Raw genomic sequence first — 25,643 nt, forward strand, 5'->3', positions numbered from 1 at the left:
TCTTGATCAGGCCCGCTCGTCGAGGCCGGGGATGCTCGGCTCGATGTCGTGCAGCTCCGGCTCGTGAACCTCGACCAGGCCGCGGCCGAGATGGCTCATCCGGTAGCCGTAGAGGAAGTAGATGAGCAGGCCGATCGCGGTCCAGATCGGCAGCACCATCATCGCCTCGCCGGGCAGGTTCAGGAACAGGAACAAGGTGCCCCCGACGGTGAGCGGCCCGACCAGCCACAGCGCCGGCACCCGGAACTTGCGCGGCCGCTGCGGATCCCGGCGACGCAGCAGCATCACCGCGATCGCGACCATGAAGAAGGCGTAGAGCGTGCCGGCATTGGCGATGTCGGCCAGCTGGCCGACCGGCAGGAAGGCCGCCGCGAAGGCCACGACCACGCCGGTGATGGCGGTCACCACATAAGGCGTCTTCCACTTGGGGTGGACCTTGGACAGGCCTTCGGGAAGCAGGCCGTCGCGCGACATCACGAAGAAGATGCGGGTCTGGCCGAACAGCAGGATCAGGATCACCGACGGCAGCGCCAGGAAGGCGGCGATGCCGAGCGCGTTGCCGATGCCGGAGAAGCCGATGTTCCGGAGGACATGGGCGAGCGCCTCGTTCGAGCAGACCAGCATCTCGCGATATTCGGGCAGCGCGCACTGCCGCGCCAGTTCCTCAGAACCGGCCGGGAAGGGAACGCCGTTCGGACCCATGATCGGCTGACCGCCGATCGTCCCGATCGCGCCGGCCGCCACCAGCACGTAGAAGATCGTGCAGATGGCGAGCGAGCCGATGAGGCCGATGGGCACGTTGCGTTGCGGATTCTTCGTCTCCTCGGCCGCGGTCGAGACCGCGTCGAAGCCGACATAAGCGAAGAAGATGGTCGCCGCCGCGCCGACCGCGCCGATGCCCGAACCGAAGCCGCCGAACATGCCCGCGGGCAGGAATGGATTGAAGTTCGCCGCCTCGATGGCGGGAAGGGTGAGCGCGATGAAGGTGGTGAGCGCGGCGATCTTGATCGCCACCAGCACCGCGTTGACGCGCGCGCTTTCCGACGTGCCGATCATCAGCAGCCAGGTGATGAGCAGGGCGATGACCATTGCCGGGAGGTTGATGAAACCGCCCGGCGCGCCGCCGAGCGCCACCGGCCCGGCGCTGAGGAAAGGCGGCAGGGTGATGCCGAAAAATTCCCTCAGGATCGTGCCGTTGAAATAGCCGGACCAGCCCACCGACACCGCCGACGCCGCGATCGCATATTCGAGCACCAGCGCCCAGCCGACCGTCCAGGCGAGCAGCTCGCCCATCACCGAATAGGTGTAGGTGTAGGCCGAACCGGCGACCGGCACCATCGCCGCGATCTCGGCATAACAGAGCGCCGCCACCACGCAGACCGCGCCGGCGATGACGAAGGCGAGCATGAGGCCGGGGCCGGCCTTCTGCGCGCCGGCGGCGGTCAGGACGAAGATGCCCGTGCCGATGATGCAGCCGATGCCGAACAAGGTCAGCTGCAGCGCGCCCAGCGAGCGGTGCAGGCTCTTCTTCTCGGCGGTCGCGAGGATTGCGTCGAGCGGTTTGACGCGCCAGCCATTCGCCATCTGGAAAATCCTTGGAAAAGAGTAGGCTGCCGGTCCTCTGGGCACGGCAGCAGCTTCTACTCTCCTCCTCCGGCGCGCGAACTCCGTCAAGAGGGATTCTCCGAGGAACCTCAGGCGGCGTTCGCCACCGCCGACCGACGGGGCGCCTCAGACCAGGCCGGGGACCAAGCTGGTGATGAGGATCAACAGGACGGCAAGCGGGCAGAGCCAAGCGACCAGGAAGCGCCAGACCGGAAGCAGGCCGCCGGGCGACAGGCCGGTCTCCGGATCGACCAGCCGCTTGTCGGCGATCCAGCCGATGAAGATGGCGGTGAGCAGGCCCGCCAGCGGAAGCAAGGCGCGGCTGGTGAAGCGGTCGATGGCGTCGAACCAGTTCGCATCTTCGAAGCCCGGCAGGAAGCCGAGGGGCCGATGATGCTCCCAGACGTTGAAGGAGAGGACCGAGAGCAGGCCGACGAGGAAGAAACCGATCCCGAGCGTCAGCGCCGCCGCCGGGCGGCTCAAGCCGAAGCGTTCGGAGAACCAGGCGACCGAGACCTCCAGCAGCGACACCGACGAGGTGAGCGCCGCGAAGAAGGCGAGGACGAAGAAGAGGAAGGCGATGAGCGCGCCCGCCGGCATCGCGTGGAACGCGGTCGGCAGCGTCTGGAACATCAGGGTCGGGCCGGCGGCGGGATCGAGCCCGACCGCGAACACGATCGGGAAGATGGCGAAGCCGGCGATGATCGCGACCGAGGTGTCGGCGAAGGCGATCGTGCCGCTCGTCTTGCCGAGATGGGTGTCGCGCCCCGCATAGGCGCCGTAGGTGATCATGATCGCCGAGCCGAGGCTCAGCGAGAAGAAGGCCTGCCCGAGCGCGGCGTTCAGCACCTGCGGCTCCAGCGCGCGGCTGAAATCGGGCGTGAACAGGAAGGTGAAGGCGGCGCCGAGATCGCCGGTGATGCTGCCGTAGATGGTGATGCCGACCAGCAGGATGAAGAAAGCCGGCATCAGCCAGGTCGCCGCCGCTTCGATCCCCTTGTTCACTCCGCGCGCCACCACGAAGATGGTGATGACGGCGAAGATGGCGTGCATGGCGAGCAGCCGCCACGGATCGGCGAACAAGGTCGGCATCATGCCCTGGATGTCCTCGACCGTGCCGTCGGCGAAGGCGCCGGCGAGTGGGCGGCCGGAGAACAGCGCGCCGAAGAAGTCCGCCGCCGTCTGGCCGACGAAGTAGAGCACCCAGCCCGCCACCACCGAATAGAAGGTGAGCACCATGAAGGCCGCCAGCATGCCGACCCAGGCGAGCGCGGCCCAGCCGGTCGATGCCCGCGATTCCCGTGCCAGCGCCTCGGTGCTGCCGACCGCATTCTGCTGCCCGTGGCGGCCGATCACGGTTTCGGAAAGAAGGAGCGGCAGGCCGATCAGCGCCACGAACAGGATGTAGATGAGGACGAAGGCGCCGCCGCCATTCGCGCCCGCCTCGGTGGGAAAGCGCCAGAGATTGCCGAGGCCGACTGCCGATCCGACCGCCGCGAGGATAAAGCCCGCGCGCGAGGACCAATGGGCATGTTGGGGGGCGGAACCGGCAACGGCCATCTTCTACTCTCCTGACGCTACGTCTTGTTGGTTTTTCCGGGTCCTAAACGTTAGCGAGGCGAAATCATAGGGCCGAGCGGGCCACCGCCGAAGATGTGGACGTGAAGATGCGGCACCTCCTGCCCGCTGTCCGGCCCGACATTGGCGAGCAGGCGGTAGCCGGGCGCGACCAGGCCTTCCGCCCGCGCCACGTGGCCGACCGCGCGGACGAAGCCGGCGATCTCCTCTTCGCTCGCGCGTTCGGAGAAATCGTCCCAGCTGACATAGGCGCCTTTGGGAATGACGAGGATGTGGGTGGCGGCCTGCGGATTGATGTCGTGGAAGGCGAGCGCGTGCGCGTCCTCATAGACTTTGCGCGCCGGAATCTCGCCGCGCAGGATACGCGCGAAAATGTTGCTGTCGTCATAGGGTCTGGTCGCGTCGATCGGCATCGGCTCCTCCTCGTTCGGCGTTCGCCACCGGATAGAGGCTGATCCATGCGGGGTGCAACGTGCTTGACCCGTGCACCTGCCGCGCTACGAGTCGCCCCATGAGCGACGAGACGCCCGACAGCCTGATTCCCTATGACGAAATCGTGCAGGAAGCGCTGCGCGCCGTCGTCGGCCGGGTGCTGGGCGAGGTCGAGGCGAGCGGCCGCCTGCCCGGCGAGCATCATTTCTACATCACCTTCAAGACCGCCGCGGCGGGGGTCGACATCCCGCGCCACCTGTCGGACCGCTTCCCCGACGAGATGACGATCGTCATCCAGAACCGCTTCTGGGACCTCAAGGTCCAGGATCAGGGCTTCGAGGTCGGCCTGTCCTTCAACCAGGCGCCGGCGCGGCTGTTCATCCCCTTTTCGGCGATCACGGGATTCGTCGACCCGGCCGTCAATTTCGCGCTGCAGTTCCAGGCACAGGTCGACGAAGCGGGTCCGCAATCCCATGAGGAAGCGGAGAACGACCATCCGGCCGCCGAGCCGATCGAGGACGGATCGAACGTCGTCTCCGTCGACTTCAGCCGCAAGAAATAACCCCCTCTAGACATCCAGATGCCTGAGCACGGCCGGGAGCAGAGCCTCGGCCGCGCGTTCGGCCGCGCCCTCGTTCGTCCCAAACGCGCCGTCCAGCGCCAGCCGCGCGAAGCCGTGCACCATCGACCAGCAGGCGATGGAGGGCGCCACGGCGATGTCCCCCTGCCGCGCGATCGCCTCCTCCCCCCTCACCGCCTTGTCGATCACGGCAAAGGCGCGCGCCGCCGCCGCGCCGTAATCCGCATCCTCCCGGTCGATCAGGGCGTAGCGCCACATCAGATCGAACTTCGCGGGATGAGCCAGGGCGAAGCCGACATAGGCCATGCCCTGGGCGCGGATGCGCGCGGTCCGGTCGCCGTCCCGGTCGGCGGCGGCCAGCGCGTCGCCGAAGCGGCGGAAGGCGTCGGCGGCAAGGGCGGTCAGCAGCCCGCGCGCATCCCCGAAATGATACGCCGGCGCCGCCGGTGAGACGCCCGCGCGCCGCGCGGTCTCGCGCAGGCTGAAGCGATCCAGGCCGCGTTCGCCGATTACTTCCTCCGCCGCCGCTATCACCGCCGCCCGCAGGTCGCCATGATGGTAGCCCCGCGCTTTCTTGACACTGTTCAGATCATGGTTCATAGAGAATCTATGCACTGTTAAGATTGGGGCCGCAACCGATGATCGATCCCGCTTCTGCATTCTCGGCCGGTGGCGCTCTCGCCATGCTGGGCTGGCTCGGCCTCGTCATCGGGCTGTTCCTGCCGCGCGTTCGCGACTGGTCGCAGATGGCGGCGACCGCGCTGATCCCGGCCCTGCTCGGCATCGCCTACGTCCTCCTGATCGCCCAGGGATGGGGTGCGGCTGAAGGCGGGGGCTACGGCTCGATCGCGGAAGTGCGCGCTCTGTTCGCCGACGACGCCGCCCTGGCCGCCGGCTGGCTCCATTATCTCGCCTTCGATCTGTTCGTCGGCGCCTGGATTGCCCGCCAGGGCCTCGAGGCCGGTGTGCCGCGCCTGCTCCTCCTCCCCTGCTTCGCCCTCACCTTCCTGTTCGGTCCGGCGGGGCTGCTCCTCTTCCTTCCGCTCCGCCTCGCTTTCCGCCGTCGGGAGATCGCCGCATGACCGCGCTCACTTTTCCCGCCCCTCGCCTCCGCCTCCCTCTCCTGGCGGAGCTGGTCGAACGGCAGCGCGCGCTCACCCTGTTCGGCCTCGCGCTCCTCCTCATCGCCGTGCCGGCGATCGCCCTTCAGGCGGTGGACGGTCGAACGCTGGCGAGCGGCGTCAATGTGTGGGTAAAGCCCGCCAAGTTCCTGGTCTCCGTGGGGGTGTTCGCGCTCACCTCCGCCTGGTTCTTCGGCTATGTCCGGCCGGAGCGGCGGAGCGCGCCGCTGCCGCGCGCCGCGGTGGCCGTCGCGATCGTCGCGGGTACGTTCGAGATCGCCTATATCGTCTTCCAGGCGGCGCAGGGGCTCGATTCCCACTTCAACGAGACCAGCCCTTTCCACGCGGTCATGTACGGGCTGATGGGCCTCTTCGCGGTGCTGCTGGTGTCGACCGTGCTGCCGCTCGCCTGGGAGATCGCGCGCCGTCCCGCCGCCGGGCTCCGGCCCGACTTCGTGGCGGCGGTGGTCGCCGGCCTCGTCCTCACCTTCCTGCTCGGCGGCGGGCTGGGCGGATATATGAGCGCCCAGGCCGGTCATTCCGTCGGTGCCCAAGGAGCGGGCCTTCCCGTCTTCGGATGGAACCGGATGGGCGGGGACCTGCGGGTCGCCCACTTCCTCGGCATCCATGCCGAACAGGCGCTCCCGATCCTCGCCGCGCTCATCGGCGGCTTCGCCGCCCGCACCCGCTGGTGGCTGCTGGGCGCCGGAAGCGCGGCCTATGTCGCGGTGACGCTCGGTGTGTTCTGGCAGGCCGTGGCCGGCCGGCCCTTGCTGCCGCTCTGACTAGAAAAGGCGGCCGCCGTCGGGCACGGGCAGGCTCGGCCCGATCAGGACCACCTTGCCGTCCGCGTCGGGGAAGCCGAGCGTCAGTACCTCGGACATGAACGGCCCGATCTGCCGCGGCGGAAAGTTCACCACCGCCGCCACTTGCCGCCCGACCAGATCCTCCAGGGCATAATGTTCGGTGATCTGCGCGCTGGAGCGTCTGACGCCGATCACCGGACCGAAATCGATGCGCAGCTTGAACGCGGGTTTGCGCGCCTCCGGGAACGGCAGAGCCTCGACGATCGTGCCGACGCGAATGTCGACCGCGAGAAACTGGTCGAAGCCGATCGGATCGGCGGGCGGCGCCTCGGCATCGTGGAGCTTGTGGGTCATGGCCGCCCTCTCCCGCGCTTGCGCGGCGAAGGCAAGAGCGGGCATCGTGCCGTTCTGATGGACGATCTTGTGCACCGCTCCTTCCCGCCGGTCGTGCGGCCCGACAGCCGGCTGCTGATCCTGGGCAGCCTGCCCGGAGTCCGCTCGCTGGCCCAAGGCCGCTATTATGCGCATCCCCGGAACCAGTTCTGGCGGCTGGCGGGCGCCGTCGCCGAGCGGGAGGACTTACCGGCGCTCGGCTACGAAGCCCGGCTCGACGCGCTGCTCGATGCCGGCATCGGCCTGTGGGACACGGTCGGCGCGGCGCGGCGGCAAGGCAGTCTCGACACCGCGATCCGGCTGGAGGCGGCGAACGACCTCGCCGCTCTGATCGCCGCCTTGCCCCGCCTGCGCGCGATCGGATTCAACGGCGGCACGTCGTCCCGGATCGGCCGCGTGGCGCTCGGCGGGACTTCCGACGGCATCGCTTTGGTCGACCTGCCGTCGAGCAGCCCCGCTTACACCCTGCCGTTCGACGAAAAGCGCGCCCGCTGGATGGCGCTGGCGGCTTTTCTCTAGCGGCCGCGGCGGGCGTTCACCTCGGCCTGGCTGACGTCGCTGGCGAAGCATTTCGGAGAGGCGCCGCCCGGCCGGCTGTAGGCGCTCCGACCGCCGCAGCGGCTGCCGTTGCGCGCCGTGCTGTAGGGGCATGGGCAGCTGCCCGAATAGTTGCGGATCGACTCCCGGATGATCTCCTGCCGGATCTCCGCGTCGCTCTTGCGGGCATCGGCCGGGCTGGAGAGCGCGGCGACCGACGCCAGCGCCGCGAACAGGATGCCGGCTGGACGCGCGGCCGCGATGGTGAGCTTCATGACATTTCCCCCTGGACATCCGGCCGCACAGCCGGCCGGCGGGGAAAAGGCTAGAAGCGCGGGAAGTCAGCGAGTTAGCGCGACTTCCTCCGAAACGGAGCGAATGCCGGAACGTCCCGTGAACCGCTGCGGGAATTCGATCCGTTTCGGACCGAACGCGGCGTTCAGGTCAAAGCGGCGTAGATCATCGTGCGCAGCTGCCGCCGCACCTGGTAGGTGGAGGACGGCATCAGCTGGGTCATGAAGACCATGTGGATACGCTCCACCGGATCGACGAAGAAGAAGGTTGAAAAGAGGCCGCCCCAGTAGAAATCCCCCGCCGAACCCGGCAGCATCGCCCTGGCGGGATCGAGGTTGACGCCGAAGCCCAGGCCGAAGCCCTGGCCCGCATAAGCCGCTTCGGAGAACATCGATCGGCTGAGTTCGGTCAGATCGGCGCCGCCCGGCAGATGGTTGCGGGTCATCAGCTCCAGCGTCTTGCGGCCGATCAGGCGGGTGCCCTCCAGCTCGCCGCCGCCCAGCAGCATCCTGCAGAAGCGATGATAATCGGCCGCGGTCGACACGAGCCCGCCGCCTCCGGACACGAAGACCGGCGGCTCGGCCCAGCTGCTTGCTTCGGCCCTGTCGTAGAGGATCGTTCCCTGCCGCGGATCGAACCGCCAGCAGTCCGAGAAACGGTGGCGCTTCTCTTCAGGCACGTGGAAGGCCGTGTCGACCATGCCGAGCGGGGCGAAAATGCGGGCGTCGAGAAAGGCTTCGAACTTCATGCCCGACAGGCGCTGCACCGCCAGCCCCAGCATGTCGGTCGATACCGAATAATTCCACGCCTGACCGGGCGAGAATTCGAGCGGCAGGCTGCCGAGTTCCGCCGCGAATTCGTCGAGCGTATGCGCGTCGCGCAGCGTCAGCAGCTTCCTGTGCCGGTAGGCGGCATCGACGTTGGTGCGATATTGGAAATCGTAGGTGAGGCCGGAAGTGTGGCGCAGCAGGTCGATCATCAGCATCGGCCGGTCCGGCGGCCTGCTCCGGAACGGCGCGCCGCCGCCGCCGCCGTCATAGACGCCGGCGCCGCCGAGCTCCGGAAGGACGTCGCCGACGGGGGTGTCGAGCGCGACCAGTCCTTCTTCCAGCAGCAGCATGAAGGCGATCGACGTGATCGGCTTCGTCATCGACGCGATGCGGAAGATCGTATCCTCGCGCAGCGGCGCGGCGCCGTCCCCCCGCATGACCCCCTGCGTCGACAAATGAACCGGCACCCCGTCGCGCGCCACGAGCAGCTGAGTGCCGGGGAGCAGCCCCGGCTCGACATAGCGCGCCCCCAGAAAACGGTCGATCCGCGCCAGACGATCGGGATCGAAGCCGTGCTCGGCCGGATCAGCGCGTTCCATTCCACCTCCCTGATGTGATCTTCGCTTGTGCTAACCGGCGGCGGGGCGCCGCGCTAGCCGGCTCGGTAGGCGGTGACGTTGTCGCCCAGATGCGCGTTGTTTTCCTCCCGGACCTTTGCCGCCGCTTCGTCGTAGAGGAAGGGGAGAAAGGCGTAGCGGGTGCCGCGCGTCACCGGCGTCGCCTCGTGGAGGAGCGAGCAGGAGAAAACCACCGCGCCGCCGGTCGGCGGCCGATAGGTGCGCGGCCCGAATTCCGGAAAGCGCAGATCGCCGCCGTCAAAGTCGCCCGCATTGAGGTTGATCGACACGGCGAAGCGCCGGTGGGCGGTGCCCTTAGTCGTGTTGTCGCGGTGCGGCCGGAAATGGCCGCCGCGCTCCGCGTCGTAGCAGCCGATCAGGTAACGCTCCATGCGGGTCGCCTCGAACTGGAAGGCCCGCATCACCATCGGCAGCAGCCGGCGGCGGATGCGCGCGCCGAGCGCCCCGCGCAGCTCCGGATCGGATACTTCGCGGTCGCGGCGCTTCTTGTGCGCGGGATCGGTGAGCAGCATCGTCTTGCCGCCGACGTCGCGCATGAACCCGGATTCCTCGCCGCCATGCCGCTCGTAATAAGCGATCAGCTCCCGGCACAGCTCCGGCTCCAGTATCCGCGGCGCGAGCAGCACCGGCGCCCAGTCTCCCTCGACGCCGCCGCCGGCCAGTTCCTCCAGCCGGTCGAGCGCCGCCGCGGCCTGGCCGATGCCGTAGCGGGCGACGACCCGCTGCGCCGCGTCGAGCACCAAGGCGTGCGGCAGATAGCGCCCTTCCTCCTGCGCCGCGCCGTAGCGGCGGCTGACGGCCCGGTCATAGTCGAGGAAGTAGCGGATGCCCGGCAGCTGCTGCGCGATCCGCCCGTCCCGCTCGTCGGCGGGATCGACGGTGACGCCGAAGAAGCAGGCGTCGACATCGTTGAACAAGTCGCGGCGGGCGAGGACCGCGTCCAAAGCGGCGCGGCTGTCCGGATGGCCGGCCGATCCGAAGAACAGCAGCAGCGACGGACGTCCGGCCGCCGTGCCGAAGGAATAAGCGGGCGCGCCGCCGAGCGCGGGCGCGGTGAACCAGGGCGCGGCGTCGCCGAAGCCGAGCGGCTGCGGCGCCTGTTCTTGGGTCGTGACGCTCATCCGCCGGAGCCTAACGGGCAAGGCCGGGGATGCAAGCGCAGGCCGTCCGCCCAGCCGAGCCGGCCGAGCGACGGCCGCGAGCCGCCGACCGGAACGTCGCCCATTCGCCATCCGTTGAAGAGGCCACAGCCAAGCCAGCCGAGGAGAAGAAGATGACCAAGGTTTCCGAATGCATGACCCGCGAGATCGACGTGGTGAAGCCCGACCAGCCGATCCAGGAAGCCGCCCAGTTCATGCTTCGCTCCGACGCCGGCGCGATGCCGGTCTGCGACGGCGACCAGCTGATCGGCATGGTGACGGACCGCGACATCGCCGTCCGCGCGGTGGCGGAAGGCCGCGGGCCCGACACGCCGGTGCGCGACGCGATGAGCGGCGACATCCTGTTCTGCTTCGAGGATGACGATGTGGAAGACGTCGCCATCAAGATGAGCGACGCGCAGGTCCGCCGCTTCCCGGTGCTCAGCCGCGACAAGAAGCTGGTCGGGATCGTCTCGATCGGCGACCTTGCCCGTTCCGAGAAGGGCGAAGCCGCCAAGGTGGCGCTCGACGGCGTGACCGATCCGGGCGGCGAGCACAACCAGTCGGCCCAGGGCTGACGCCGGGATGCGCGGCCGGCGCCCCCTCGCTTTGTCGAAAGGAGCGCCGGCATGCGCGTCCGCCTGAAACCGCTTCGCGAGCAGACCATCGTCATCACCGGCGCGAGCAGCGGCAACGGGCTCGCGGCGGCGGAGGCGGCGGTGGACCGCGGCGCCGCGGTGGTGCTCGCCGCGCGCAACGCCGAAGCGCTGAACCGCATCGCCGCCGGCCTCAGCGCGCGCGGCGGCCGGGTGGCGGTCTGCGCGGCCGATGTCGCCGAACCGGAAGGCGTGGCGCGGATCGGGGAGGCGGCGCGGACGGCGTTCGGCGGCTTCGACAGCTGGGTGAACAACGCCGCGGCCGCCACCTACGGCCGGATCGACGCCGTGCCGATGGCGGACCATCGGCGGATCTTCGACGTCAATTATTTCGGCCTGCTCGAAGCCTCGCTACTCGCCGCGGCGCACCTCAAGGCGCGGGGCGGCGGCGCCATCGTCAACATGGGATCGGTCCTGTCCGACCGCGCGATGATCTACCAGGGTCCCTATTCGGCGACCAAGGCGGCCGTGCAGGCGGCGACCGACACGCTGCGAATGGAGCTGGAGAAGGAACGGGCGCCGGTCTCGGTGACATTGATCAAGCCGGGATCGATCCACACGCCCTATCCCGAACATGCCCGCAACTTCATGGCCGCTCCGCCGCGCCTCCCGCCGATGCTCTACGATCCGCGGCTGGTGGCGGACGCGATCCTCTTCGCCTGCGAACAGCCGCGGCGGCAGATCTATGTGGGCGGATCGGGCTATCTCATCTCGCTGATGGGCAGGCTCGCGCCCCGCCTCACCGACCTCGCGATGGAGGAGTTCGGCGCCCGCGCGCAGCAGCGGCCCGGCGATCCCGGCGACCCCGCCAAGCGCGACAATCTCTACGAACCGACGCGCGACGGCAGCATCGAGGGGCGGCAGGACCTCCATGTGCGCCGCCATTCCTGGCTGCTCGAGGCGCAGAAGAACCCGCTCGCGCTGCCCCTCCTCGCCGGCATGGCGGGCCTCGAGGCGCTCTCCGCCGCCGCGGAGCGGGTCGCGCGCGGCCCTCAGAGAAGCGGGCGGGCGAACAGATTGGCGAAATAGAGCGTCGGGAACAGCGCCAGCCACAGCACGTGCCACCAGCGCCGCCTTACGAAGACGAGGCTCAGCATCAAACCGATGACGATGAGGTTCGGAACCGCGCCCGGCAGCGCCGCGCCCAGGCGGTCGACGCCGCGCAGCGAGGCGACGATTACCATCCGCTGCACGACGAAGGAGAGCAGCAGCAGCGCCATCCACGACCAGAAGAAGCGCGCATGCTCCCAATAATAGGCTTCGAGGTCGATGCCTTCGTCCGGCACCGCGTCCGGCAATGCCGACGAGGCGAGCAGGAAGATGACGAGGAGCTGGGCGAGCACGGGCACGAACAGGCCGATGGTGAAGGTCAGCCCCGCGCGCTCGAGATCGCGGATACCGCTCCACCAGATTTCCAGCGTGAGCAGCACCAGCAGCACCGCCGCCGAAAAGACGAACCAGTGCCACCGCACCCGCCGCCGCGCGCGCAGCAGCCGGTGGAGGCTCGACGCCATGTCCGCGAACGCAAGGCCGACGAAGATCGCCACCAATGGCGCGACAAGCTCGAATGCGGTCATCGGCCCCTCCCCAGCGCCCGCAACCTAGCGACCGCCGGGCACGGCGCAAGCGGCCGTCAATCGAGCGGCCAGCTCTCCAGCAGCTCGACGAAGCGGGTGAGCCAGGCGTTGGTCTGGTGACCGTCGACGACGCGGTGGTCGATGGTCAACGAGACATAGGCCATCGGGCGGATCTGGATCGTGTCGACGCCGCCCACTTCGCGCACCACCACGCGTTTCTCCAGCTTGCCGACGCCGAGGATCGCCGACTGCGGCTGGTTGATGATGATCGGCGAGGCGAAGAGCGAGCCGGACACGCCGTGGTTGGAGATGGTGAAGGTCCCGCCCGCAATGTCGGCGGCGGCGAGCTTCTCGGCCCGGGCCTTTTCTACCAGGGCGTCGAGGCCGGCGGCGATGCCCTGCAGCGACAGGCGCTGGACCTGGCGAAGTACGGGCACGATCAGCCCCTTGCTGCCGAGCGCGGTGCCGACGCCAATGTTGATGTCGTCGAAAATCTCCAGCCGGTCGGGGTGCCAACGACTGTTGATGGCGGGCGCGACCTTCATCGCCTCGGCCGCGGCGGCCACCAGATAGGCGGTGTAGGTGAGCTTGACGCCCTGGCGGGCCCAGCTTGCCTTGTGCTTCTCGCGATGGGCCATGATCGCGCTGAGATCCGCCTCGAACACGGCGGTGACGTGCGGCGCCTCGGTTACCGAATTCAGCATGTTCTCGGCGATGCGCAGCCGCATGCGGTCGTGAGGGACCGAGTGGGAGGCGATCGGCCCGGCCTTGGCGGGCGGCGCGACCTGGGGCTGGGCAGTGGCGCGGGCGCCGACCTGGACTGTGGTCGCCTCGGCTACGGCGCGGTCGACATCGGCCCGGGTGATGCGACCGCCGCGCCCCGTTCCGGAGATGTGGCGGGGATCGATGTCGTGCTGGAGGAGCGCGCGGCGGACCGAGGGGGAGAGACGCATCTCCCGGTCAGGTTCCGGTTCGGGCTCCACCCCCTCCCCCGTTCGGCCTGAGCTTGTCGAAGGCCGCCCCTTTTCCTGTTCGGACCCGGTGGAAGGAGAAGAAGGGGTGGGCCTCGACAAGCTCAGCCCGAACGATGTCGGGGTTTCGTCCTCACCCTCCTCCGCGATCCGCCCGAGCACGGCGCCCGGCACCGCCTCGGCGTCGGTGTCGAGGACGATCTCGCGCAGCACGCCCGCCGCCGGCGCGGGGACCTCCATCGCGACCTTGTCGGTCTCGAGTTCGACCAGCGGGTCGTTCTCCTCGACGCGCTCGCCGACCTTCTTCAGCCAGGCGCGGACGACGGCCTTGGTGCCCTCCTGCTCGGCGGGAACGACCACGTCGATCATGACATTCCCCCGTCGGCCCGGCGGAGGCCGGGGCCTCGACCCGTCCGTATCGAGATCCCGGCCTTCGCCGGGATGACGGGAGGGGTTTGCTGCGGTCGCATCAGAATCCCACCAGCTCGTCGATCTTCGCGCGGATGCGCTCGACGCTCGGGACCGCCCAGTTCAGCAACACCGGATTGTGCGGGCTCGGTATGTCCGGCATCGTCACCCGGGCGACCGGCGCGTCGAGATCGAGGAAGGCCTCGTCCGCCACCACCGCGGCGATCTCGGCGCCGAAGCCGCCGGTCAGAAGATCCTCGTGGACGATCAGGCAGCGGCGGGTGCGGCGGACCGACTCCAGCACCATCTCCTTGTCCCAAGGCATCAGCGTGCGCAGGTCGATGACGTCGGCGGAAAAATCCTTCGCCGCCTCCTCGCAGCGCGGCACCATCGCGCCCCAGGTGACGATCGTGATCTGGTCGCCCTCGCGCGTCTTCTTCGCCCGGCCGAAGGGCAGGACATAATCGTCGCCGGGATAGGGCCGGCGCGCCCAGGGATCGTCGAGCATGGCGCGATGCTCGAAGAAGACGACCGGATCGTTGCCGCGCAGGCCGGCGCGGAGCAGGCCGACGGCGTCCTCGGCATTGGAGGGGACGGCCACCATCCAGCCCGGATTGTGGACGAACTGCACCTCGTTGGTCTGGCTGTGCCACGGATCGCCGCACTTGAAGAAGCCGCCGGGAATGCGCAGCACCATCGGCGCGGCGAAGCGGTTGTTGGTGCGCCAGCGCATCGTGCCGCAATCGTTGATCTGCTCGATCGCCGGCTCGGCATATTTGCGGAACTGGATTTCGGGCACCGGCACCAGGCCGGCCAGCGCCATGCCGACCGCGCGCCCGACGATGCCCTCTTCCGACAGGCTGGTGTCGAACACGCGCTCGACGCCGTATTTGTCCTGGAGGCCCATCGTCACTGCGTGGACGCCGCCCTTGGGGCCGATATCCTCGCCGAACAGCAGCACCCGCGGGTTGATCTCGAGCTCGCGGTCGAGCGTGCGGCGGATCGCGGTCACCATGTTGATGCGCTGGCCCTGGCCGGCCGGCACGTCGGTGGAAGGCGGCGGGGTGTAGCCGTGGGTCCACTGGCCGCCGACCTGCTGCAGCTCGCCTTCGTAGAAGACGTGGCGGAGCACGTTCTCGGGGCTGGAGACGCCGCGCGCCTCGGCTTCCTCCCGCGCCTTTTCGACGGCCTCGGCGGCCTTGGCCGCGATCCCGTCCCACTCCGCCTCGTCGAGGATCGAGCCGACCAGGTAGGATTTGAGCTTGGGCAGCGGATCGCGCGCCCATTCGGACTGCACGAATTCCTCCGACTTGTAGGTCTGGGTGTCCTGGAAGCTGTGGCCCTGGAGGCGCGGCACGGCGAGGCGCAGCAGGCAGGGCCCCTTGCGGGCGCGGACATGCGCCGTCGCCATCTCGATCAGCCGCGCCGCCTCGGCCGGCTCGGTGCCGTCGCCCGAGAGGATGTGGAGGTTCTGGAAGCTTTCAAGATTGCGGGCGATGTTCCCGCCCGGCGTCTGGTAGGAGGAGGGGACCGAGATGCCGTATTGATTGTCCTCGATGTAGAAGAGCATCGGCAGCTTCTGGGTGGTGGCGATGGTGAGCGCCGCCCAGAAGCCGTTGGTCGCGACCGAGGCATCGCCGCCCAGCACCACGCCCATCGAGCCGCCGAATTCTTTCTCGCCGAGCACCGAGCGGTAATATTCGACCGCCTGGGCCCAGCCGGCGGTCGGCGTATATTGCGCCCCCACCCCGCCCGACATCGGCAGCGCCGGCGTGCCGCCGACATTCGGGTAGTTGAACACGACGCCGATGTCGCGGCCGTCCGAATAGCCGCCGGCACGTCCCATTCCGGAGCCGAGCGCATCCTCGAGCGGGACGCCGAGCGACAGCAGCATCGGCCGCGAGCGGTAATAGCCGCAGACCGCGTCCTTGGCGCCGGTGAGGCGGCTGCCGAGCATCACCTGCGCCATGTCGTGGCCGCGGGCGCTGAATTGGTAGAGCACCTTCTTCTCGGGCACGAGCCGCTCTTCCTCGAGCCTGTCCATCGCCCGGCTGACCTGCACCAGATAGGCGATCCGTCGCCAGTCGAAGGCGGGATCGGGCGCGTTGGTGCGGCTCATCGTCCTGTCGCTCGCTTCGGCCATGTCACGCCTCCGGAAGCTGCGCCGCGACGAGCGCGGCGAAGCGGTCGACATTCTCGTCCGACAGGCCGGCGACGTTGAACCGCCCCGAACCCGCCATGTAGATGCCGGCCTCGTCCCGCAGCGCGGCGACCTGATCCTTCGTCAGCGGGAGGATCGAGAACATGCCGTTCTGATCGTCGATGTAAGCGAGGCGCGGATCGGCGGCGGCGAGCCGGGCGCGCAGGCCCCGGATGCGGGCCAGCATCTCCTTCAGCTCGGCATGCCAGTCGGCGCGCAGATCGGCGTCGTCCAGGATGGTGCGCACCACCGCCGCGCCGTGATCGGGCGGCATCGACCACATCGTCCGGGCGAGGCTGAGCAGATTGCCGTAGACGATTTCCGCGGCCCCGGCGCCGGCCGCCTTCACGAACAGCGATCCGGTACGCTCGCGGTAGAGGCCGAAATTCTTGTCGCAGCTTTGCGCGACCAGCGCCTGTTCTGCGCGCTCCACCGTCATGCGCGTACCCGCCGCGTCGGCCTCCAGCCCGTTGCCGAGTCCCTGATAGGCAAGGTCGATGAAGGGGATGAGGCCGCGATCGGCGATGAAGCGGCTGAGCGTGTCCCACTGGTCGAGGCTGAGATCGGCGCCCGTCGGATTGTGACAGCAACCGTGAAGCAGCACGATGTCGCCCGCGCTCGCATCCTCCAGCGCCGACATCATCTCGTCGAAGCGGACGGTTCGGGCCTGGGGATCGTAGTAGGTGTAATCGACCATCGGCACGCCGGCGCATCCGATCAGCGGCGCGTGGTTGGGCCAGGTCGGCTGGCCGACGAAGATGCGCGCATTCGCCCCGGTCGCGCGGACGAGTTCGGCGCCGAGCCGCAACGCGCCGCATCCGCCGGGGGTCTGGACCCCGACGATGCGCTCGTCCTTGGCGAGGTCGTCCCCGAACACGATCGCGCGCACCAACTCGACGAACCGGGCGTCGCCCTCCGGCCCGAGATAGGCCTTGGTCTCCTGCGTCTCCAGCAGGATGCGCTCGGCCGCCTTGACGCTGCGCAGGATCGGCGTGCCGCCCGCGGCGTCGCGATACACGCCGACGCCGACGTCGATCTTGTCGGAACGGGGATCGGCGCGGCACAAGCCGATCAGCGACAACAGGGCATCGGGCTTCTGCGGCTCCAGCCGGTCGAAGAGTCTCGTCTCCCCGTTCGCCATCATCGCCTAGCTCCTCCTGTTCGCGCGCCGGATACACCTAGACCATTCCGTCGCAAAATCGCGTTCATTGCGATCCGCCAAACGGCTGGATCGCGTGACGCTGTTTCACTAAAAGGCCGAACATGGAACAGGATCATCGCCTCGACGCCGTCGACCGCCGAATCATTCGGGAGCTGCAGCGGGACGCGTCGCTGAGCCATGCCGCGCTCGGCGAAAAAGTGGGCGCCTCGGCCGCGTCGGTGTGGCGCCGGGTGCGCGCGCTCGAGAAAGCCGGCGTGCTCGGCCGCAGCGTCCGGCTCGCCGATCCGGCGGCGCTCGGGCGCAGCGTCAACGTGCTCTGCCAGGTGCGCATGCACCGCCAAACCGTCGCCGACCGTTCGGATTTCGAGCAGTTCATCCAGGCACGCGAGGAGATCGTCGAATGCTATGCGATGTCCGGCGAGTGGGACTATCTGCTGCGCATCGCCGTCAGGGACGTCGCCGATTACGACCGCTTCATCATGCGCGGCGTCCTCGCCCACCCCTCGGTCGCCAACGCCGCCAGCAACTTCGCGCTGCGGCAGGTGAAGTATACGACCGAAATCCCGGTATAGGACGGCGCGGAACCTCCCCCTTCGCCGCGGATTGAATCGCCTGCGAATCGATCGGAGGCGTTCACCTATGGCCGCGCGTGCATATTGGAGGGGGCAGATCAGGCTGGCCCTGGTCTCGATCCCCGTCGAGATCTTCACCGCGACGAAATCCGGCGCCTCGATCGCCTTCAACCAGATCCACGAGCCGACCGGCAAGCGCGTCAAATATGAGAAGGTGGTGCCCGGCGTCGGCCCCGTCGACAACAGCGAGATCGTCAAGGGCTATCAATATGAGAAAGGCGCCTACGTCCTTCTGGAGGAGGACGAGCTGGAGGCGGTGAAGCTCGAGAGCAAGAAGACGCTGGAGCTCACCCAGTTCGTCGATTCGAACGAGATCGACGTGCTCTATTTCGAGAAGCCTTATTATGTCGTGCCCGCCGACGACCTGGCCGAAGAGGCCTATATCGTGCTGCGCGAGGCGCTGAGGCGCACGAAGAAGACGGCGATCGGCCAGCTGACGCTCAGGGGCCGCGAGCATATGGTGAGCCTGAAGCCCTGCGGGCGCGGCATCGTGCTCGAGACCCTGCGCTACGCCGACGAGGTCCACAAGGCGCAGAACTATTTCCGCGAGATCGCCGACGCCAAGCCCGACGAGGAGCTGCTCGACCTCGCCGAAACCCTGATCGAGAAGAAGTCCGCGCCGTTCGATCCGTCCAAATTCCACGACCGCTATGTCGATGCGCTGAAGGACCTCATCGAGCAGAAGCGCAAGGGCAAGACGATCACCGCCGAGGACGAGCCGGCGCCGAGCCGCGGCTCGAACGTTGTCGATCTGATGGCCGCCCTCAAGAAGTCGATCGAGAAACCGGGCGGCGGCGCGGCGAAGAAGCCCGCCGCGAAGAAGGCCGCGCCGGCGAAGAAGGCGCCCGCCAAGAAGAGGGCGGCGGGATGAACCTCCTATCCTCCCTGCGAGCGAAGCTCGTGGGGAGGGGGACCGCACGCAGTGCGGTGGAGGGGCAAACGTCGCCGCGATGCCCCTCCACCATGCTACGCATGGTCCCCCTCCCCATCGCCTGCGGCGACAGGGAGGATTGAGTGGCCGACCCCCTTTCCGCCTACAACCGGAAGCGCGACTTCTCGAAGACCGCAGAGCCGCGCGGGACGTTCGACACCCTCCCTTGGGGCGAGGGCGACGGGTTCATGGTGCAGAAGCATGACGCGACCCGCCTCCATTACGACCTGAGGCTCGAGCTGGACGGGGTGCTGAAGAGCTGGGCGGTGCCCAACGGGCCCAGCCTCGACCCCGACGACAAGCGCCTCGCGATCGAGACCGAGGACCACCCGCTCTCCTACGCCACCTTCGAAGGCACCATCCCCAAGGGCCAATATGGCGGCGGGACGGTGATGATGTGGGACCGCGGCATCTGGCAGACTGTCGAAGGCAAGGATCCGCGCGACGGGCTGAAGAAGGGCCGTCTCCACTTCCGGGTCGAGGGCGAGCGGATGAGGGGCGAATGGATCCTCATCCGCCTGAAGAAGCGGCCCGGGGAGAAGGCGACCAGCTGGCTGCTGCGCAAGATCGCCGACGATTTCGTCGGCAGCTCCAGCGGCCTCACCGAGAAATACCTCACCTCGATCAAGACCGGCCGCACGATGCAGGAGATCGCCGCGGGCAAGAAAGCGAAGGAGCTGGCGAGCTGGACCAAAGCTCCTCCCCGAGCGCCGCTCGGGGAGGGGGACCGCGACGCGAAGCGGCGTGGTGGAGGGGCCGGCGCCACGCCCCTCCACCGGCTTCGCCAGTCCCCCTCCCCGAGCAAAGCTCCGGGAGGATCGGGAATTCCCAAGTTCCAGCCCCCCCAGCTCGCCACCCTCGTCGACCACGTCCCGGCCGGATCGGGCTGGATCCACGAGATGAAATATGACGGCTATCGCTGCCTGCTCGCGGTCGGCGGCGGCGAGGCGCGCGTCTATACGCGCTCCGGCCTCGACTGGTCCGACAAGTTCCCCGAGATCGTCGAAGCGGCGCGCGGGCTCGAGATCGGCTCCGCCCTGCTGGACGGCGAGATCGTCAGTCTCGACGAAGAGGGCCGCACCGGCTTCTCCGATCTCCAGCAGGCGATCTCCGAAGGCGGCCGCGGCCTCACCCTGTTCCTGTTCGACCTCCTGGAAGCGAATGGCGAGGATCTGAGGCCGCTCCCCAATATCGAGCGCAAGGAGCGGCTCGCCTCCCTGATCGGCGACGGCAAGCCGCCCTTCCTCCTATACGCCCAGCATATCGTCGGCGCGGGCGAGGAACTGCTTGAGGCGATGTGCGCGGCCGGCCAGGAAGGCATCATCTCCAAGAAGGCCGATGCGCCCTACCGCAACGCCCGCAGCAAATGCTGGCTGAAGGTCAAATGCATCCAGCGGCAGGAATTCGTGATCGTCGGCTGGACGCCGAGCGAGAGCAAGGCGCGGGCGCTGCGCTCGCTGCTGCTGGCGGTGAACGAGGGCGGCACGCTGCGCTACGCCGGCAAGGTCGGCACCGGCTTTTCGATGAAGATGCTCGAGGATCTTGCGGGACGCCTCAAGGGACTGGCCCGCAAGACCGCGCCGGTGGACGTGCCCCGCGCCGACGCGCGCGGCGCGCGCTGGGTGGCGCCGAAGCTGGTCGCCGAAGTGGCCTTCGCCGAATTCACCTCGGAAGGCGTGATCCGCCATCCAAGCTTCCTCGGCCTGCGCGAGGACAAGGGCGCAAGCGAGGTGGTGGCGGAAAAGCCCCAGCCCCTCCCCGCCCCGGCCCCCGACGGCATCAAGATCACCAATCCGGACCGGGTGATCGATCCTGACAGCGGAGTCACCAAAAGCGAGCTGGTCGATTATGTCCGCGCCGTCGGGCCGCTGATGCAGGTCTGGGCCGCGGACCGCCCCTTGAGCCTGGTGCGATGCCCCCAGGGCCGGGCGAAGAAATGCTTCTTCCAGAAGCACAATGCCGGCAGCTTCGGCCCCCACGTCCACCAGATCCCGATCGTCGAGAGCAAGGGCACCAGCGAGGATTATGTCTATGTGAAGGACGTGGCCGGCCTCGTCGCCTGCGTGCAGATGGGGACGATCGAGTTTCACGGCTGGGGCAGCCGGATCGAGGATGTCGAGCGCCCCGACCGGCTGGTGTTCGACCTCGACCCCGACGAGGGGCTCGGCTTCGAGGAGGTGAAGCGCGCCGCGCGCGACCTCAAGCGCCACCTCGCCGACATGGGCCTGCAGACCTTTCCGATGGTGACCGGCGGCAAGGGCCTGCACGTGGTCGTGCCGCTGACCCCCGAGGCGCGATGGCCCGAGGTCAAGGACTTCGCCCAGCGTTTCAGCGTCGCGCTCGCCACCGCCGAGCCGGAGCGCTTCACCGCCAACCTCGCCAAGGCGAAGCGCAAGGGCCGCATCTTTCTCGACTATCTGCGCAACCAGCGCGGCGCGACCGCGATCCTGCCCTACAGTCCCCGCGCCCGCGCCAGGGCGCCGGTCGCCGCCCCGATCGTCTGGGATGAGCTTGACGAGACCGGGAGCGGCGCGCGCTTCACCGTGCGCGACGCCCCTCTCCTCCTCGAGCGCGCCTCCTCCCGCCTGCTCCAGGGCTGGGGCGAGGCGGAGCAGGCGCTCCCGGACCTTTAGGCCGCGAGGCCCAGGCTCTCCTCGAGGTGCCGGTAGTCGGCGGGGTCGAGGGTCGGACGGGCGGCGAAGTTCATGGTCGCTTCGAACACCTCGGGCGGGGCCGAATGCCGCATGAAGCCGAGGAAGTGGACGCGCTCCGGCCGGTTCATCCCGCCGATCATGATTCGCAGATAAGCCAGATTGTCCTCGGGCGTGCAGGAGGCGATGATCCGCGCTTCGATGTCGATCAGCTCCTCGTCCGTGAAATGAGCGTGGAGCAGCGGCAGGGTGACGGTTTCCTCCTCCGCCATATGCGCGAAATCCTCGGCGGCGAAGCGGCTGAACCGCAGATAGAGGTGGCGGCCGAGCGCACGGCGCTCCGCCTCCCCTTCCGCGGCCTCGACGCGGCGGATCGCCTCTTCCATCTCCACGAAGGTGTCGCGGTGATGGTCGTGATCCTGCTCGAGCCTGGCGGCGGCGCCGGGCACGCGCGCTTCGAGCGCCGCGTGGATTTCATGTTCCTCATGCTTCAGATGGTCGGCGCTGAGCTGCATCTGGCGGCGCAGGTCGGCCAGCAGGCCTTCCGAGCCGGCGCGATCCGCGAAGTCGGCGCGGCCGAGCCGCACCAGCAGATCGGACAAGGCCAGGCGAAGGCCCTTGTGGATCGGGCCGTAGATGTCGTGACGAGACATGCGTTTCTCCTTCGGCCGGAACGGCCGTTGTTGCGGTTGAAGAGACTTTGGGGGGTGGGAAGGTCAGGCCGGGATGGCGATCAGCTCCGGCACCATCTCGGCGCGCGTGGCGCTGCGCCAGCCGTAGAAGGCGGCATGGACCTCGTCCCAGTGGCGCCCCTCGCGCATCGTGCGGAGCCAGCGCGCCACATTCGGCCAGGGCGCGAAGTCGAAGCCGACCAGTTCGCCCAGCACGCAATAGGCCGCGCCCAGATAATCGGCGAGGCTGATGTCGCGGCCGAGCAGGTAATCGCCACCGTTGGCGCGGATCTGCCGGTCGAGCACCGCGAACCGCTCCTCGGCATGGGCGCGGCCGAACGCGACCAGGAGTTCGTTGGCGGCGGAATCGGCGAGCGCGTGGTTCGGCAGGACCTGCGGATAGACGAAGGCGTGGCCGAATTCGTGGCAGAAATTGGTGTTGAACCAGTCCATTGCCGCGTTCACCCGCGCGCGCTGGCGCAGATCCCTGGGATAAGCGGCGCTGTCGACCAGATCGGCCAGATATTTGAGAATGGCCGAGCATTCGGTGAGGATGAAGTCGCCGTCCACCAGAACGGGCACCGCCTTGTTGGGGTTGAGCGACGCGAAATCCGGCCGCTGATGCGCGCCGGTCCACAGGTCGACCTCGACATAATCGATGGCGAGGCCGTGGTCGGCCGCGAATAGCATGATCGGCCGGCAGGTGGTCGACGCGGGATGGTAGAAAAGCTGCACCTTCGATCTCCTTCGCCGGCGCCTCTAGTCGGCGGCCATTTCGCCCGCAATCGACGCTATTGCAGTTTCATTCTGCATATGTGCAGAATACGGGGGTGTACGACTGGGGCGATCTCCGGGTCTTCGTGGCCGTGGCGCGGCAGGGCAGCACGCTTGCCGCCGCGCACGACCTCGCGATGAACCAGACGACGGTCGCCCGGCGCGTCGCCGCGCTTGAAAAGGCGCTCGGCGTCTGCCTGTTCGAAAAGCTGCAGTCCGGCTACCGTCTCACCTCGATCGGGCGCGAGCTGCTGCCTTGGGCGCAGAAGGTGGAGCAGGAGGCGGAGACGATCGCCCGGCTCGCCTTGCAACACAGCCGCAGCATCGCCGGCACGATCCGCGTCACCACCAACGAGCCGCTCGCCAACTTCTTCCTGACCCCGGCGCTGGTCGAGCTCGGCGAGCTCTATCCCGCGGTCGCGATCCAGCTGATCATCGAGGACCGGCACTTCGATCTGATGCGCGGCGAAGCCGACGTCGCCATCCGCGCCGGCGTGCGGCCGACCGAGGCGGGCTTGGTGATCCGTTCGCTCGGCACCGCCGGCTGGAGCTTCTATTGCAGCCACGCTTATGCCGAGCGGCGCGGCGTGCCCGCCTCGTTCGACGAACTCGCCGGCCACTCTTTGCTCGGCGGCGAGGGACGGCTCGCCCTCGCGCCGGCGATGCGGGCGATCGACGCGCTACCGGGCGCGACGATGGTCAGCCGCAGCAACAGCCTCACCAACCAGATCGTCGGCGTGCGGGCGGGGCTCGGCATCGGCCCCCTGCCCTGCCTGCTCGGCGACGGGGATCCGGAGCTCGTCCGCTGCTTCGATCCGCCCGAGGAGTTCAGCGGCGAGGTGATGCTGATCACCCGCGCCGATCTGAAGGACGTGCCCCATATCCGCGCCTTCAACGAATTCGTCGCCGCCCGGATGGGCGCGCTGCGCCATCGAATGGCGGGCACCGCCCCCGCCCCGGCGCCGACGCTGAAGGTTCAGGCGAGATAGGCGATCCCGGCCGCCGCGGCCGCCGCGGCCCCGGCCGAGGCGAAAAAGCGCCACGCGGGCACGTGCCGCATCGGCGCTACTCCCGGCCGCGCGGCGGTCCGCCCGCTCAGCATCGGCCTGACCAGATTGGTCCGGCGCGCGACCGCGTAGAACAGGATCGCGGCGATGTGCAGGCCGATCAGCACCAGCAGAATGTCGAACATGTCGCCATGCCAATCGGCGGCGGCGCGGGCGGCGTCGAAGCTGACATAGGTGGACAGCGGACCCGCCTCCATTCCGTCCACGTCGATCGCGAACAGACCGAGCGTCACCTGCAGCGCGAGCAGGGCGAGCATCGCCAGCACGCTCCAGCCGCCGAGCGGACTGTGGCCGAGCGCATCGGGCGCCTTTCCCTTAAGGTACGACAGGATGGCGCGCGGCCCTTTGACGAAGCCGGAAAAGCGTGCGGTCGAGCTGCCGACGAAGCCCCAGATCAGGCGGAACAGGACCAGGCCGAGCACCACATAGCCCGCGGCGCGATGCTGCTCCATCAGGTCGTTCTCGGCCGTCCACCACAGGATCGGCACGTGCAGCACGATCAGCCAATGGAAGATGCGCACCGGCCAGTCCCAGACCGGGATCTGGCCCGGCTTGTTCATTCAGGACCCCGGAACCGGTCGTGGCAGGTCTTGCAGCTGTCGCCGAGCTGGGGCAGCGCGGCGCGGATGGCGTCCAGGCTTCCCTCCTGCGCCACCCGGTTGAAGCTTTCGGCGCGGGCGACGAACAGCTGCGCCGCCTCCCGGAAACCGTCGGGATCGGACCAGATCTCGGCCGCCGCGCGTGTCTTCAGCCCGGCCTCGGAGCCCGACCCTTGCGGGAACCAGCCTTCGATCTGGGGGGCATATTCGGCGATGCGGGCGGCATGGCCCTGGATCGCCGCGACGTCGGGCGCGCCGCTCTTCAGCTGATCGTTGATGCCTTTCATCGCCGCGCCGATCTGCTTGTAATGAGTCTGGCGGGCGCGGATCGACTCCTGCGCGGCGGCATTCACGGCGACGTTCGGCTGGGTGTCCGACGCGTTGTCGCCGCCTTGCTGTCCGCAGGCGGCGACGAGGACCAGCGACAGGACCGTGGCGGCCCCGAGAAGATGCTTCATGCGGCGCTCTCCCTTTTTCCCGGGAAGAGTGTCGCATGCCGGGCGAGATGACAAGCGCCCAAACGAAAAGCGCCCCGGCTCAACCGCCGGGGCGCTCCTCGCAAACCGTCCGGCCGATACGCCGCCGGACCGTTATCCTTAGCGGCAGCGGGCGCGGCTGCGCTGCACTTCGCGGCCCAGCAGCGCGCCGGCCGCGGCGCCCAGGATGGTGCCGGTGGTCCGCTCGCCCTGGGTGTCGATCGCCCGGCCGATCAGCGCGCCCGCGGCGCCGCCGACGATAAGGCCGGTCGTCCCGTCCGAACGGCGGCAATAGGTGCGGCCGTCGCGCCCGCGCCAGGTCGGGCCCTGATAATAGCCGCGGTCGTTGTAGGACGCGGCATAGCGGTCGTGAGCGAAAGCGGCGGTCGGAAGAGCCGGAACCGTGAGAGCCGCGGCGGTGGCGGCGAGAAGAACCTTACGCATGATGTGCTCCATCGAAAACTCGTCGCCGCCAATACACCAACGCGGCGGCTGAGCTCCCACTAGGCCGATTCGGCTGAGCCCATTCTGAATCGAACCGTTAGGGGAGGTTCATCAGGGTTAACGCCGCGGCTCCCGGGCGCGCGTCATGGTTAACCGCCTCTTTACCCTTTCACCGTAGTCATACGGGCGGGGTTAAAGGGGAAATCAACATGAACGCCATTCTGATCGCTCTCGCCGCCAGCGCCGCCCAGGTGCTGCCCGACATCGACCGCGCGTCGCTGGACCTGCAGGCCCGGGCCGAAGCGCTGCAGGAGCCGGCCGGCCGCCGGTCGCTCGACATCGCGTCGGTGTCGACCATCTGCAACGCCGCCGCCGGCCAGCCCGATCCGGCCGCCTTCATCGCGACCTTGAGCCGGGCCTATGCGCTGTCGCGCTCCGAAGGCGCGTCGCTCCGTTCGAACTGCGCCGCCTATATGGCCGGCCGGGCCGATGCGGGCCGCAAGCTTCCGGTCAGCCCGACCTATTGAGCCG

The 25,643-nt window shown here is 68.5% G+C and carries 28 protein-coding genes; 11 read left to right on the top strand and 17 right to left on the bottom strand.

Translation table 11 applies throughout. The features are described 5' to 3' along the window. Window positions 1-6 precede the first annotated feature (6 nt). The 3 genes from ACK4K7_RS13835 to ACK4K7_RS13845 form a co-directional block, all read right to left on the bottom strand. A complete protein-coding gene (locus tag ACK4K7_RS13835; protein ID WP_431866870.1) occupies window positions 7-1,584 on the bottom strand; it encodes an amino acid permease in 1,578 nt (525 codons plus the stop codon). 147 nt (window positions 1,585-1,731) lie between these two features. Further along, window positions 1,732-3,165 carry a sodium-dependent transporter gene (locus ACK4K7_RS13840; RefSeq protein WP_431866872.1) on the bottom strand — a complete coding sequence of 478 codons (1,434 nt, stop codon included), beginning with the start codon at window positions 3,163-3,165 and terminating at the stop codon, window positions 1,732-1,734. 50 nt (window positions 3,166-3,215) lie between these two features. Next, entirely contained in the window at window positions 3,216-3,596 is a 381-nt protein-coding gene (locus ACK4K7_RS13845) for a histidine triad nucleotide-binding protein (protein WP_431866873.1), read from the bottom strand. A gap of 98 nt (window positions 3,597-3,694) precedes the next feature. On the opposite strand from ACK4K7_RS13845, the gene ACK4K7_RS13850 reads away from it, so the two are divergent. After that, window positions 3,695-4,177, top strand: coding sequence for an SspB family protein (locus tag ACK4K7_RS13850; protein WP_431866874.1), 483 nt, complete (start codon window positions 3,695-3,697; stop codon window positions 4,175-4,177). A 6-nt stretch (window positions 4,178-4,183) separates the two neighbouring features. Here the strand turns inward: ACK4K7_RS13850 and ACK4K7_RS13855 are convergent, their stop codons facing one another. After that, window positions 4,184-4,795, bottom strand: coding sequence for a TetR/AcrR family transcriptional regulator (locus ACK4K7_RS13855; protein WP_431866876.1), 612 nt, complete (start codon window positions 4,793-4,795; stop codon window positions 4,184-4,186). Between the two features lie 38 nt (window positions 4,796-4,833). Between ACK4K7_RS13855 and ACK4K7_RS13860 the strand changes: the two genes are divergently transcribed. Both ACK4K7_RS13860 and ACK4K7_RS13865 read left to right on the top strand, forming a co-directional pair. After that, window positions 4,834-5,277 carry an ABA4-like family protein gene (locus tag ACK4K7_RS13860; RefSeq protein ID WP_431866877.1) on the top strand — a complete coding sequence of 148 codons (444 nt, stop codon included), beginning with the start codon at window positions 4,834-4,836 and terminating at the stop codon, window positions 5,275-5,277. Further along, complete coding sequence (locus ACK4K7_RS13865) at window positions 5,274-6,101, top strand: hypothetical protein (RefSeq protein ID WP_431866879.1); 828 nt, start codon at window positions 5,274-5,276, stop codon at window positions 6,099-6,101. The genes ACK4K7_RS13860 and ACK4K7_RS13865 overlap by 4 nt, the downstream gene beginning before the upstream one ends. Here ACK4K7_RS13865 and ACK4K7_RS13870 read toward each other — a convergent pair whose 3' ends face one another. Then, window positions 6,102-6,476 carry a tRNA-binding protein gene (locus ACK4K7_RS13870; RefSeq protein ID WP_431866948.1) on the bottom strand — a complete coding sequence of 125 codons (375 nt, stop codon included), beginning with the start codon at window positions 6,474-6,476 and terminating at the stop codon, window positions 6,102-6,104. Between the two features lie 57 nt (window positions 6,477-6,533). On the opposite strand from ACK4K7_RS13870, the gene ACK4K7_RS13875 reads away from it, so the two are divergent. Beyond that, a complete protein-coding gene (locus ACK4K7_RS13875; RefSeq protein ID WP_431866880.1) occupies window positions 6,534-7,034 on the top strand; it encodes a DNA-deoxyinosine glycosylase in 501 nt (166 codons plus the stop codon). On the opposite strand, the gene ACK4K7_RS13880 is transcribed toward ACK4K7_RS13875, so the two are convergent. The 3 genes from ACK4K7_RS13880 to ACK4K7_RS13890 all read right to left on the bottom strand — a co-directional run bounded on the left by ACK4K7_RS13880 (window position 7,031) and on the right by ACK4K7_RS13890 (window position 9,875). After that, on the bottom strand, window positions 7,031-7,327 hold the full coding sequence (locus tag ACK4K7_RS13880) for a hypothetical protein (RefSeq protein ID WP_431866881.1): 297 nt from the start codon (window positions 7,325-7,327) through the stop codon (window positions 7,031-7,033). The two genes, ACK4K7_RS13875 and ACK4K7_RS13880, sit on opposite strands and share 4 nt — an antisense overlap. A 164-nt stretch (window positions 7,328-7,491) precedes the next feature. Next, window positions 7,492-8,715: a serine hydrolase domain-containing protein gene (locus tag ACK4K7_RS13885; RefSeq protein WP_431866882.1), complete on the bottom strand. Its 1,224-nt coding sequence runs from the start codon at window positions 8,713-8,715 to the stop codon at window positions 7,492-7,494. A gap of 53 nt (window positions 8,716-8,768) precedes the next feature. Then, window positions 8,769-9,875, bottom strand: coding sequence for a 2OG-Fe(II) oxygenase (locus ACK4K7_RS13890; RefSeq protein WP_431866883.1), 1,107 nt, complete (start codon window positions 9,873-9,875; stop codon window positions 8,769-8,771). 152 nt (window positions 9,876-10,027) lie between these two features. Between ACK4K7_RS13890 and ACK4K7_RS13895 the strand changes: the two genes are divergently transcribed. Both ACK4K7_RS13895 and ACK4K7_RS13900 read left to right on the top strand, forming a co-directional pair. Then, window positions 10,028-10,471, top strand: coding sequence for a CBS domain-containing protein (locus ACK4K7_RS13895; protein WP_431866884.1), 444 nt, complete (start codon window positions 10,028-10,030; stop codon window positions 10,469-10,471). Window positions 10,472-10,522: 51 nt separating this feature from the next. After that, the gene (locus ACK4K7_RS13900; RefSeq protein WP_431866886.1) at window positions 10,523-11,578 is read left to right on the top strand and encodes an SDR family oxidoreductase; all 1,056 of its coding nucleotides are present in this window, start codon (window positions 10,523-10,525) and stop codon (window positions 11,576-11,578) included. On the opposite strand, the gene ACK4K7_RS13905 is transcribed toward ACK4K7_RS13900, so the two are convergent. The 4 genes from ACK4K7_RS13905 to ACK4K7_RS13920 all read right to left on the bottom strand — a co-directional run bounded on the left by ACK4K7_RS13905 (window position 11,542) and on the right by ACK4K7_RS13920 (window position 16,849). After that, window positions 11,542-12,126, bottom strand: coding sequence for a hypothetical protein (locus ACK4K7_RS13905; RefSeq protein WP_431866887.1), 585 nt, complete (start codon window positions 12,124-12,126; stop codon window positions 11,542-11,544). The two genes, ACK4K7_RS13900 and ACK4K7_RS13905, sit on opposite strands and share 37 nt — an antisense overlap. Before the next feature lie 56 nt (window positions 12,127-12,182). Continuing rightward, window positions 12,183-13,466 (bottom strand): dihydrolipoamide acetyltransferase family protein, encoded by a 1,284-nt coding sequence (locus tag ACK4K7_RS13910; protein WP_431866889.1) that lies wholly within the window; start codon window positions 13,464-13,466, stop codon window positions 12,183-12,185. Window positions 13,467-13,566: 100 nt separating this feature from the next. Beyond that, window positions 13,567-15,648, bottom strand: a complete 2,082-nt coding sequence (locus ACK4K7_RS13915) for an alpha-ketoacid dehydrogenase subunit alpha/beta (RefSeq protein ID WP_431866891.1) — start codon at window positions 15,646-15,648, stop codon at window positions 13,567-13,569. 1 nt (window position 15,649) lies between these two features. Further along, window positions 15,650-16,849: an aromatic amino acid transaminase gene (locus tag ACK4K7_RS13920; RefSeq protein WP_431866892.1), complete on the bottom strand. Its 1,200-nt coding sequence runs from the start codon at window positions 16,847-16,849 to the stop codon at window positions 15,650-15,652. Window positions 16,850-16,968: 119 nt separating this feature from the next. Here ACK4K7_RS13920 and ACK4K7_RS13925 point away from each other — a divergent pair, with 119 nt between their 5' ends. The 3 genes from ACK4K7_RS13925 (at window position 16,969) to ligD (ending at window position 21,063) form a co-directional block, all read left to right on the top strand. Next, complete coding sequence (locus ACK4K7_RS13925) at window positions 16,969-17,439, top strand: Lrp/AsnC family transcriptional regulator (protein WP_431866893.1); 471 nt, start codon at window positions 16,969-16,971, stop codon at window positions 17,437-17,439. 67 nt (window positions 17,440-17,506) lie between these two features. Continuing rightward, window positions 17,507-18,370, top strand: a complete 864-nt coding sequence (locus ACK4K7_RS13930) for a Ku protein (RefSeq protein WP_431866894.1) — start codon at window positions 17,507-17,509, stop codon at window positions 18,368-18,370. A 143-nt stretch (window positions 18,371-18,513) separates the two neighbouring features. Beyond that, window positions 18,514-21,063 carry a DNA ligase D gene (gene ligD / locus ACK4K7_RS13935; protein ID WP_431866895.1) on the top strand — a complete coding sequence of 850 codons (2,550 nt, stop codon included), beginning with the start codon at window positions 18,514-18,516 and terminating at the stop codon, window positions 21,061-21,063. On the opposite strand, the gene ACK4K7_RS13940 is transcribed toward ligD, so the two are convergent. After that, window positions 21,060-21,734 (bottom strand): hypothetical protein, encoded by a 675-nt coding sequence (locus ACK4K7_RS13940; protein ID WP_431866897.1) that lies wholly within the window; start codon window positions 21,732-21,734, stop codon window positions 21,060-21,062. The two genes, ligD and ACK4K7_RS13940, sit on opposite strands and share 4 nt — an antisense overlap. 63 nt (window positions 21,735-21,797) lie before the next feature. Next, window positions 21,798-22,487: a glutathione S-transferase family protein gene (locus ACK4K7_RS13945; RefSeq protein ID WP_431866899.1), complete on the bottom strand. Its 690-nt coding sequence runs from the start codon at window positions 22,485-22,487 to the stop codon at window positions 21,798-21,800. 80 nt (window positions 22,488-22,567) lie between these two features. On the opposite strand from ACK4K7_RS13945, the gene ACK4K7_RS13950 reads away from it, so the two are divergent. After that, window positions 22,568-23,515, top strand: a complete 948-nt coding sequence (locus ACK4K7_RS13950; protein ID WP_431866901.1) for a LysR family transcriptional regulator — start codon at window positions 22,568-22,570, stop codon at window positions 23,513-23,515. Here the strand turns inward: ACK4K7_RS13950 and ACK4K7_RS13955 are convergent. From ACK4K7_RS13955 to ACK4K7_RS13965, 3 genes are all read right to left on the bottom strand, one after another. Further along, a complete protein-coding gene (locus tag ACK4K7_RS13955; RefSeq protein WP_431866903.1) occupies window positions 23,503-24,153 on the bottom strand; it encodes a cytochrome b/b6 domain-containing protein in 651 nt (216 codons plus the stop codon). The two genes, ACK4K7_RS13950 and ACK4K7_RS13955, sit on opposite strands and share 13 nt — an antisense overlap. Continuing rightward, window positions 24,150-24,650, bottom strand: a complete 501-nt coding sequence (locus ACK4K7_RS13960; protein ID WP_431866905.1) for a c-type cytochrome — start codon at window positions 24,648-24,650, stop codon at window positions 24,150-24,152. The genes ACK4K7_RS13955 and ACK4K7_RS13960 overlap by 4 nt, the downstream gene beginning before the upstream one ends. Before the next feature lie 138 nt (window positions 24,651-24,788). Then, window positions 24,789-25,112, bottom strand: a complete 324-nt coding sequence (locus ACK4K7_RS13965; RefSeq protein ID WP_431866907.1) for a glycine zipper 2TM domain-containing protein — start codon at window positions 25,110-25,112, stop codon at window positions 24,789-24,791. A 209-nt stretch (window positions 25,113-25,321) separates the two neighbouring features. Here ACK4K7_RS13965 and ACK4K7_RS13970 point away from each other — a divergent pair, with 209 nt between their 5' ends. Continuing rightward, window positions 25,322-25,639 carry a hypothetical protein gene (locus tag ACK4K7_RS13970; protein ID WP_431866908.1) on the top strand — a complete coding sequence of 106 codons (318 nt, stop codon included), beginning with the start codon at window positions 25,322-25,324 and terminating at the stop codon, window positions 25,637-25,639. Window positions 25,640-25,643 lie beyond the last annotated feature (4 nt).

It is taken from the genome of Allosphingosinicella sp. (assembly GCF_046295735.1).
Classification (GTDB): Bacteria; Pseudomonadota; Alphaproteobacteria; order Sphingomonadales; family Sphingomonadaceae; genus Allosphingosinicella.

What these genes read in the sequence shown, in the direction of transcription:
- ACK4K7_RS13835 (WP_431866870.1), bottom strand. Translation starts at nt 1,584, where the DNA reads ATGGCGAATGGCTGGCGCGTCAAACCGCTCGACGCAATCCTCGCGACC.
- ACK4K7_RS13840 (WP_431866872.1), bottom strand. Translation starts at nt 3,165, where the DNA reads ATGGCCGTTGCCGGTTCCGCCCCCCAACATGCCCATTGGTCCTCGCGC.
- ACK4K7_RS13845 (WP_431866873.1), bottom strand. Translation starts at nt 3,596, where the DNA reads ATGCCGATCGACGCGACCAGACCCTATGACGACAGCAACATTTTCGCG.
- ACK4K7_RS13850 (WP_431866874.1), top strand. Translation starts at nt 3,695, where the DNA reads ATGAGCGACGAGACGCCCGACAGCCTGATTCCCTATGACGAAATCGTG.
- ACK4K7_RS13855 (WP_431866876.1), bottom strand. Translation starts at nt 4,795, where the DNA reads ATGAACCATGATCTGAACAGTGTCAAGAAAGCGCGGGGCTACCATCAT.
- ACK4K7_RS13860 (WP_431866877.1), top strand. Translation starts at nt 4,834, where the DNA reads ATGATCGATCCCGCTTCTGCATTCTCGGCCGGTGGCGCTCTCGCCATG.
- ACK4K7_RS13865 (WP_431866879.1), top strand. Translation starts at nt 5,274, where the DNA reads ATGACCGCGCTCACTTTTCCCGCCCCTCGCCTCCGCCTCCCTCTCCTG.
- ACK4K7_RS13870 (WP_431866948.1), bottom strand. Translation starts at nt 6,476, where the DNA reads ATGACCCACAAGCTCCACGATGCCGAGGCGCCGCCCGCCGATCCGATC.
- ACK4K7_RS13875 (WP_431866880.1), top strand. Translation starts at nt 6,534, where the DNA reads ATGGACGATCTTGTGCACCGCTCCTTCCCGCCGGTCGTGCGGCCCGAC.
- ACK4K7_RS13880 (WP_431866881.1), bottom strand. Translation starts at nt 7,327, where the DNA reads ATGAAGCTCACCATCGCGGCCGCGCGTCCAGCCGGCATCCTGTTCGCG.
- ACK4K7_RS13885 (WP_431866882.1), bottom strand. Translation starts at nt 8,715, where the DNA reads ATGGAACGCGCTGATCCGGCCGAGCACGGCTTCGATCCCGATCGTCTG.
- ACK4K7_RS13890 (WP_431866883.1), bottom strand. Translation starts at nt 9,875, where the DNA reads ATGAGCGTCACGACCCAAGAACAGGCGCCGCAGCCGCTCGGCTTCGGC.
- ACK4K7_RS13895 (WP_431866884.1), top strand. Translation starts at nt 10,028, where the DNA reads ATGACCAAGGTTTCCGAATGCATGACCCGCGAGATCGACGTGGTGAAG.
- ACK4K7_RS13900 (WP_431866886.1), top strand. Translation starts at nt 10,523, where the DNA reads ATGCGCGTCCGCCTGAAACCGCTTCGCGAGCAGACCATCGTCATCACC.
- ACK4K7_RS13905 (WP_431866887.1), bottom strand. Translation starts at nt 12,126, where the DNA reads ATGACCGCATTCGAGCTTGTCGCGCCATTGGTGGCGATCTTCGTCGGC.
- ACK4K7_RS13910 (WP_431866889.1), bottom strand. Translation starts at nt 13,466, where the DNA reads ATGATCGACGTGGTCGTTCCCGCCGAGCAGGAGGGCACCAAGGCCGTC.
- ACK4K7_RS13915 (WP_431866891.1), bottom strand. Translation starts at nt 15,648, where the DNA reads ATGGCCGAAGCGAGCGACAGGACGATGAGCCGCACCAACGCGCCCGAT.
- ACK4K7_RS13920 (WP_431866892.1), bottom strand. Translation starts at nt 16,849, where the DNA reads ATGATGGCGAACGGGGAGACGAGACTCTTCGACCGGCTGGAGCCGCAG.
- ACK4K7_RS13925 (WP_431866893.1), top strand. Translation starts at nt 16,969, where the DNA reads ATGGAACAGGATCATCGCCTCGACGCCGTCGACCGCCGAATCATTCGG.
- ACK4K7_RS13930 (WP_431866894.1), top strand. Translation starts at nt 17,507, where the DNA reads ATGGCCGCGCGTGCATATTGGAGGGGGCAGATCAGGCTGGCCCTGGTC.
- ACK4K7_RS13940 (WP_431866897.1), bottom strand. Translation starts at nt 21,734, where the DNA reads ATGTCTCGTCACGACATCTACGGCCCGATCCACAAGGGCCTTCGCCTG.
- ACK4K7_RS13955 (WP_431866903.1), bottom strand. Translation starts at nt 24,153, where the DNA reads ATGAACAAGCCGGGCCAGATCCCGGTCTGGGACTGGCCGGTGCGCATC.
- ACK4K7_RS13960 (WP_431866905.1), bottom strand. Translation starts at nt 24,650, where the DNA reads ATGAAGCATCTTCTCGGGGCCGCCACGGTCCTGTCGCTGGTCCTCGTC.
- ACK4K7_RS13965 (WP_431866907.1), bottom strand. Translation starts at nt 25,112, where the DNA reads ATGCGTAAGGTTCTTCTCGCCGCCACCGCCGCGGCTCTCACGGTTCCG.
- ACK4K7_RS13970 (WP_431866908.1), top strand. Translation starts at nt 25,322, where the DNA reads ATGAACGCCATTCTGATCGCTCTCGCCGCCAGCGCCGCCCAGGTGCTG.